The 6,806-nt window shown below is 73.3% G+C and carries 6 protein-coding genes; 1 reads left to right on the top strand and 5 read right to left on the bottom strand.

The features are described 5' to 3' along the window. Positions 1 to 25: 25 nt before the first annotated feature. The 5 genes from ACIQCH_RS21830 to ACIQCH_RS21850 all read right to left on the bottom strand — a co-directional run bounded on the left by ACIQCH_RS21830 (position 26) and on the right by ACIQCH_RS21850 (position 5,298). Positions 26 to 1,240, bottom strand: a complete 1,215-nt coding sequence (locus ACIQCH_RS21830; protein ID WP_402583213.1) for an acetyl-CoA C-acetyltransferase — start codon at positions 1,238 to 1,240, stop codon at positions 26 to 28. A 91-nt stretch (positions 1,241 to 1,331) separates the two neighbouring features. After that, complete coding sequence (locus tag ACIQCH_RS21835; RefSeq protein WP_402583215.1) at positions 1,332 to 2,474, bottom strand: acyl-CoA dehydrogenase family protein; 1,143 nt, start codon at positions 2,472 to 2,474, stop codon at positions 1,332 to 1,334. Between the two features lie 43 nt (positions 2,475 to 2,517). After that, on the bottom strand, positions 2,518 to 3,546 hold the full coding sequence (locus tag ACIQCH_RS21840; RefSeq protein ID WP_402583217.1) for an LLM class F420-dependent oxidoreductase: 1,029 nt from the start codon (positions 3,544 to 3,546) through the stop codon (positions 2,518 to 2,520). A 66-nt stretch (positions 3,547 to 3,612) separates the two neighbouring features. Further along, positions 3,613 to 4,758 (bottom strand): CaiB/BaiF CoA transferase family protein, encoded by a 1,146-nt coding sequence (locus tag ACIQCH_RS21845; protein WP_402583219.1) that lies wholly within the window; start codon positions 4,756 to 4,758, stop codon positions 3,613 to 3,615. Positions 4,759 to 4,902: 144 nt separating this feature from the next. Further along, the gene (locus tag ACIQCH_RS21850) at positions 4,903 to 5,298 is read right to left on the bottom strand and encodes an MmcQ/YjbR family DNA-binding protein (protein WP_030208663.1); all 396 of its coding nucleotides are present in this window, start codon (positions 5,296 to 5,298) and stop codon (positions 4,903 to 4,905) included. A 77-nt stretch (positions 5,299 to 5,375) separates the two neighbouring features. On the opposite strand from ACIQCH_RS21850, the gene ACIQCH_RS21855 reads away from it, so the two are divergent. Then, the gene (locus ACIQCH_RS21855) at positions 5,376 to 6,566 is read left to right on the top strand and encodes a saccharopine dehydrogenase family protein (RefSeq protein WP_402583221.1); all 1,191 of its coding nucleotides are present in this window, start codon (positions 5,376 to 5,378) and stop codon (positions 6,564 to 6,566) included. Positions 6,567 to 6,806: the final 240 nt, after the last annotated feature.

Here is a 6,806-nt window from a genome sequence, read left to right on the forward strand (position 1 = left end):
GCCTGGGGTGGGATACAGGACGGGTTCAGAGGCGTTCGACGATGGTGGCGATGCCCATGCCGCCGCCGACGCAGAGGGTGGCCATGCCGTAGCGCTTGTCCTGGCGCTCCAGCTCGTCGACCAGGGTGCCGAGGATCATGGCGCCGGTGGCGCCGAGCGGGTGGCCCAGCGCGATGGCGCCGCCGTTGACGTTGACCTTGTCCAGGCCGATGCCCATGTCCTTGACGAAGCGCAGGACGACGCCGGCGAAGGCCTCGTTGATCTCGACGAGGTCGATGTCGTCCATGGTGAGGCCGGCCTTGGCGAGGGCCTTGCGGGCGGCCGGGGCCGGGCCGGTGAGCATGATGGTGGGCTCGGAGCCGGACACGGCGGCCGAGATGATGCGGGCGCGGGGCGTGAGGCCGTTGCGCTCGCCGGCCTCGCGGGAGCCGATGGCCACGAGCGAGGCGCCGTCGACGATGCCGGAGGAGTTGCCGGCGTGGTGCACGTGGTCGATCTTCTCGACCCAGTGGTACTTCTGCAGCGCGACCGCGTCGAAGCCGCCGAGCTCGCCGATGTCCGCGAAGGACGGCTTGAGCTTGGCGAGCGAGTCCGCGGTGGTGCCGGGGCGGATGAACTCGTCGTGGTCGAGGACCGTCAGGCCGTTGCGGTCGAGGACCGGGACCACGGACCGCTCGAAGCGGCCCTCCTTCCAGGCGGTGGCGGCGCGCTCCTGGGAGAGGGCGGCGTACTCGTCGACGTCGCGGCGGGAGAAGCCCTCGATGGTGGCGATCAGGTCGGCGCCGATGCCCTGGGGGACGAAGTTGACGTCCCAGTTGGTCATCGGGTCGGCGAACCAGGCGCCGCCGTCGGAGGCCATGGGGACGCGCGACATCGACTCCACGCCGCCGGCCAGGACGAGGTCCTCCCAGCCGGAGCGGACCTTGGCGGCGGCCATGTTGACGGCTTCCAGACCGGAGGCGCAGAAGCGGTTCTCCTGGACGCCGGCGACGGTGTCGGGCAGACCGGCGGCGATCGCCGCGATGCGCGCGATGTCGGAGCCCTGGTCGCCGACCGGGCCGACGACGCCGAGGACGATGTCGTCGATGGTGGCCGGGTCCAGGGACGGGTTGCGCTCGCGCAGCGCGTCGATGAGGCCCACGACGAGGTCGATGGGCTTGGTGCCGTGCAGGGCGCCGTTGGCCTTCCCGCGCCCGCGCGGGGTGCGGATCGCGTCGTACACGTAAGCTTCGCTGCTCACTGGTCAAGCCTTTCGGGAGGTCGAGCGAGGGTGCGGAAGAAGTGAGAGGGGGGGGACGGCTCCGGGGCGGTCGTCTCCGGGGGGCGGTCGCCTAGCCCAGCAGCGAGCGGCCGATGATCTCCTTCATGATCTCGGTCGTGCCGCCGTAGATGGTCTGGATGCGGCCGTCGGTGAAGGCGCGGGCCACCCGGTACTCGGTCATGTACCCGTACCCGCCGTGCAGCTGCAGGCACCGGTCGGCCACCCGCTTCTGCAGTTCGGTGGCCCACCACTTGGCCATCGAGGCGTGCACGGCGTCCAGTTGGCCGTCGGCGTGCTCGGTGATGCAGCGGTCGAGGAAGGCGCGGGTGACGGCGCACTCGGTGGCCATCTCGGCTATCTCGAAGCGGATGTGCTGCAGCCGGGCCAGCGGCCGGCCGAAGGCCTCCCGCTCCTTGACGTACGTGGTGGTGATCTCCACCAGGTGCTCCGCGGCGGTGATCGCGGCCATCGCGATGGCCAGCCGCTCCTGCGGGAGGTTGGTCATCAGGTGGAGGAAGGCCCCGTTGAGCTCGCCGAGCAGGTTCTCCTTGGGGACGCGCACGTCGGTGAAGAACAGCTCGGCGGTGTCCTGGGACTTCTGGCCGATCTTGTCGAGGTTGCGGCCGCGCTCGAAGCCCGGTGCGTCCCGTTCGACCACCAGCAGCGACAGTCCGTGCGCCCCGCCCTCCGGGGTGGTCCTGGCGACGACGATCACGAGGTCGGCCAGGATGCCGTTGGAGATGAAGGTCTTCGAGCCGTTGAGCAGCCAGTGGTCGCCGCGGTCCTCGGCGGTGGTGCGGATGCCCTGGAGGTCGGAGCCGGCGCCGGGCTCGGTCATGGCGATGGCCGAGATCGTCTCGCCGGAGCAGAAGCCCGGCAGCCAGCGGCGCTTCTGCTCCTCGGTGGCCAGCGAGGTCAGGTACGGGCCGATGATGTCGTTGTGCAGGCCGATCGCCAGTCCGGGTGCGCCCGCCCGGGTGAACTCCTCGGCCAGCACGGCCGCGTAGCGGAAGTCCGGGTTGCCGCCGCCCCCGTACGCCTCGGGCACGGCGAGGCCGAGCAGGCCCTGCCGGCCCGCGGCGCGCCAGGCGTCGCGGGAGACGATGCCGTCCTGCTCCCACCGGTCGTAGTGCGGCAGCACTTCCTTGGCGAGGAAGGTGCGCACCGTCTCGCGGAACGCCTCGTGGTCCTCGGTGTAGATCTGTCGCTTCATCCGCTCCCCCTCGGGGCGTTCGTACGGGCTGCCGGCGGCCGGGTCACCGGAGCCAGCCCTTGACGGTCTCGATCAGGCGGGCGGGCTCGGGCCCCACGGGGTTGACGTTGAGCATCGTGACGCCCGCCTCGCGGAAGGCCTCGATGCGCTCGCGGACGTAGCCGGCCGGCCCGCACAGGCTCATGAGCTCGCAGAGCTCGGCGGGTACGGCCGCGGCGGCGTCCCGCTTGCGGCCCGCGAGGTAGAGCTCCTGGATCTCGCGGGCCTCCTTGCCGTAGCCGTAGGCGACCGCGAGGTCGTTGTAGAAGTTCTTGCCGACCGCGCCCATCCCGCCGACGTACAGGGCGATCTGCGGCCGGGCCAGGTCCCGGGCGGCGGCCGCGTCCTCGCCGATGGCGAGCAGCCCGCCGGCCACGGTCTGCAGCGGGCCCAGCGCCGGGTCGCGCCGGGCGGTGCCCTCGTCGAGGGCCGCGCCCCACACCTGCCGGGCCTTCTCGGGCACGAAGAGGGTGGGCAGCCAGCCGTCGGCGATCTCGGCGGTCATGCGGACGTTCGCGGGGCCGAGGGAGGCGACGTAGACGGGGATGTCGCGGCGGACGGGACGGGTCAGGATCTTCAGCGGCTTGCCGTGCCGGCCGCCCTTCTCGGGCGGCAGGGGCATGTCGGTGATGCCGTGGTGGTCGATGGTCTCGCGGCGCCAGATGCGGCGGCACAGCTCGACGGTCTCCCGGGTGCGGCCGAGCGGCCGGTCGTACGGCTTCCCGTGCCAGCCCTCGACCACCTGCGGGCCGGACGCGCCGAGGCCGAGCAGCGCACGGCCGCCGGAAAGGGCGTCGAGGCCGGCGGCGGTCTGGGCGATGAGGGCGGGGGTGCGCGAGTAGACGTTGACGATCGCCGAGCCGATCTTCATGCGCTCGGTGCGGGCGGCCAGGTAGCCCATGATCGTCGGGGAGTCGAAGCCCCAGGCCTCGGCGACCCAGACGGCGTCGAGGCCGGCCTTCTCCAGCGCGGCCGCCGCGTCGGCGGCCCGGCGCGGGTCGCCGGCGTAGTCCAGCAGCATGGACAGTTCCATGGGCGTGGCCTTCTCCTCGTCTTCGTCTTCGTCCTCGGTCGTGGGTCCTGCGGTCCGGGGGTCCGCTCAGGGGGCGTCGCTGACGGCGGCCCCGGCGTCCACCAGGCCCGGTACGCCCCAGTCGAGGGCCACGGACGCGGTGTCCGCGCCGGGCATCGCGGGGCCGGTCCGCAGCGCGCCCGGGGTGACGGAGAAGCGGGGCGCGGGGGCGGGCTGGACGATGTTCCCGACCTCCGCGAAGGTGCCGCGGGCGGCGAGGTGCGGGTGGTGCGGGGCCTCGCGCAGCGAGAGTACGGGCGCCACGCAGGCGTCGCTGGCCTCGAACACCGCCGTCCACTCCGCCCGCGTACGGGTCCGGAAGCGGGCGGCGACGGCCTCGCGCAGCTCGCCCCAGCGGGCGACGTCCTTGCGGGCCGGGGCCTCGTCCTTGATGCCGAGGAGCTCGACGAACTCGTCGTAGAACTGCTGCTCCAGCGCCCCGACCGCCACGTACTGGCCGTCCGAGGTCTCGTACGTGCCGTAGAAGGGGCAGCCGCCGTCGAGGAGGTTCGCCCCGCGCCGGTCCTGCCAGCCGCCGGCCGCGACCATGCCGTGGATCATGGCGGTGAGGTGCGCGGTGCCGTCCACGATGGCCGCGTCGACCACCTGGCCGACGCCGGTGGCCCGGGCGTGGTGCAGGGCCGCGAGCAGGCCGATGACCAGGTAGAGCGAGCCGCCGGCGTAGTCCCCGACGAGGTTGGCGGGGATCGCGGGCGGCGCGTCCGGGTCGCCGATCATGCCGAGGGCGCCGGTGACGGCGATGTACGCGATGTCGTGCCCGGCGCGGGCGGCGAGCGGGCCGTCCTGGCCCCAGCCGGTCATCCTGCCGTAGACCAGGCGCGGGTTGCGGGCGCGGCAGTCGTCGGGGCCCACGCCCAGCCGCTCGGCGACACCGGGACGGTAGCCCTCGATGAGCAGGTCGGCGCGCTCGACGAGGTCGAGGACCCGGGCCCGGCCGTCCGCGGCCTTGAGGTCGACGACGACGGAGCGCTTGTTGCGGTTGGTGACGTCGTACGCCGGATCGATCGCCAGCCCGGCGCCGCCGGGCCGGTCGACGCGGACCACGTCGGCGCCCAGGTCGGCCAGGAGCATGGCCGCGAAGGGGCCCGGGCCGATGCCGGCCAGTTCGACGACGCGCACGCCCGCGAGCGGGCCGTTCCCTGCCACTGCCATCGAGCCCCCAGGTGGTCGGAGATGTGGCACCACTATGTGACACAACTGATGTAACACCAGCGATGCTAGGAACGTGTTCCACCGAACACAAGCCCCGGAAGAGCAAGCGCTTAGTCGAATTTCCGCCCCGCGGGGCGCCACCCGCTACCCCTGGGCGCGGGCGTCCAGGTCCTTGACGTGGCGCTTGAGGGCCACGGACCGGTAGCTCTCCTCGACCCACTCGCACAGCACCTCGGCGGCCGGCGAGCCCTTGCCCAGCGGCACCGACACCCAGCCCGCCCGGCCGAGCCCGTAGCCGGTGGGCTCCGCGCCGGGCGCGGTCATGGCGTGCCCGTGCAGCGCCTCGTCCTTGAGCTTGACCGACAGCCCGGGCGGGTTCGGGCCGTCCGCGTTCCCCAGGAACACGAAGATCTTCTTGTTGACCTTCACCACGCAGTCCTCCGGACCCCACGGGAACTCCTGCACCGCCTCCGGCAGTCCGAGGGCGAATGCCCGCACTTCCTCCCACTTGCGCACGGCGTTCCCCGTCTGCGGAGCCATCGGCCTACCTCCCTGATCGCGCGGTCGGACGCGCCCACGCTAGCCTTCGCCACCGACACCAGCCGGGAGGATCGGGGATGAACAGACAGGACGGGCCCGAGCGGCCGTACGACGTCGTGCTTTTCGGCGCGACGGGCTTCGTCGGAGCGCTCACCGCCGCATACCTGGCCGCGCACGCGCCGGCGGGCTGCCGCTGGGCGCTGGCCGGCCGCAGCACGACCAAGCTGGAGCGGCTGCGGGAGCAGCTCGCCGCCGTCGACCCGGAGTGCGCGAAGCTGCCACTGCTGACGGTCGATGCCGCCGACGCCGGCGCGGTGCGCGAGCTGGCCCGGTCCACCCGCGTGGTGGCCACGACCGTGGGCCCGTACGTCCTGTACGGGCAGGAGCTCGTGGCCGCCTGCGCCGAGGCGGGCACGGACTACTGCGACCTGACCGGCGAGCCGGAGTTCGTGGACCGGACGTACGTCGAGCACGACGCCCGGGCCCGCGAGACCGGCGCCCGCCTCGTCCACGCGTGCGGCTTCGACTCCGTACCGCACGACCTGGGCGCGTACTTCACCGTGCAACAACTGCCCGAAGGGGTGCCGCTGCGGGTGGACGGGTTCGTGCGCTCCAACGCGGTCTTCTCCGGCGGGACGCTGGCCTCGGCTCTGACCATCATGAGCCGCGGCCCCCAGGGCGCCAGGGCGGCCCGCGACCGCCGCCTGCACGAGCCCCGCCTGCTCGGCCGCCGGGCCCGCGCACCCCTGGGCGCTCCGCGCCTGAGCCGGGAGACCGGCACCTGGGCGCTCCCCCTGCCGACGATCGACCCGAAGGTCGTGGCACGCTCGGCCGCCGCGCTGGAGCGGTACGGCCCGGACTTCCGCTACCGCCACTACGCGTCCGTGAAGTGGCTGCCGGTCGCGCTCGCCGGCACGGCAGTGGTCGGCGCCACCGTGGCACTGGCCCAAGTGGCCGCGGTGCGCGAGTGGCTGATGGCCCGTTACGAACCTGGCCGGGGACCGGACGCGGAGCGCCGCGCCCGCAGCTGGTTCACGGTCCGGTTCGTCGGCGAGGGCGGCGGCCGCCGGGTCTTCACCGAGGTGTCCGGAGGCGATCCCGGCTACGGCGAGACGGCGAAGATCCTCGCGGAGTCGGCGCTGAGCCTCGCGTACGACGAACTACCCGACCGGGCCGGACAGTTGACGCCGGCGGTGGCGATGGGCGACGCCCTCATCGCACGACTGCGGGCGGCCGGCATCCGATTCCGACTGGTCGACAGCCGCTGAGCCACCCCGGGGCGGGAGCGAACGCGCTCCCGCCCACGGCGGTGCGAGCCCGCTGATCGGCTCAGCCGCCAAAGCCACCGCGGGCAGCTCCCGGCACGGTCAGGAGGCAGGCCCGGGGGCCGTGACAAAGCCCCCGCAGGCCGCGCCGTGGTGTGTGGGGGAGGCGCTTGACGGGGCATGGCAGGCTGGTCCGGAGGCGGGCCCGGGCCTGGGGTGGCCGAAGGCCAGGCCGAAGGCCCG

This window comes from Streptomyces sp. NPDC093225, assembly GCF_044753805.1.
Classification (GTDB): Bacteria; Actinomycetota; Actinomycetes; order Streptomycetales; family Streptomycetaceae; genus Streptomyces.

What these genes read in the sequence shown, in the direction of transcription:
- ACIQCH_RS21835 (WP_402583215.1), bottom strand. Translation starts at nt 2,474, where the DNA reads ATGAAGCGACAGATCTACACCGAGGACCACGAGGCGTTCCGCGAGACG.
- ACIQCH_RS21850 (WP_030208663.1), bottom strand. Translation starts at nt 5,298, where the DNA reads ATGGCTCCGCAGACGGGGAACGCCGTGCGCAAGTGGGAGGAAGTGCGG.
- ACIQCH_RS21855 (WP_402583221.1), top strand. Translation starts at nt 5,376, where the DNA reads ATGAACAGACAGGACGGGCCCGAGCGGCCGTACGACGTCGTGCTTTTC.
- ACIQCH_RS21845 (WP_402583219.1), bottom strand. Translation starts at nt 4,758, where the DNA reads ATGGCAGTGGCAGGGAACGGCCCGCTCGCGGGCGTGCGCGTCGTCGAA.
- ACIQCH_RS21840 (WP_402583217.1), bottom strand. Translation starts at nt 3,546, where the DNA reads ATGGAACTGTCCATGCTGCTGGACTACGCCGGCGACCCGCGCCGGGCC.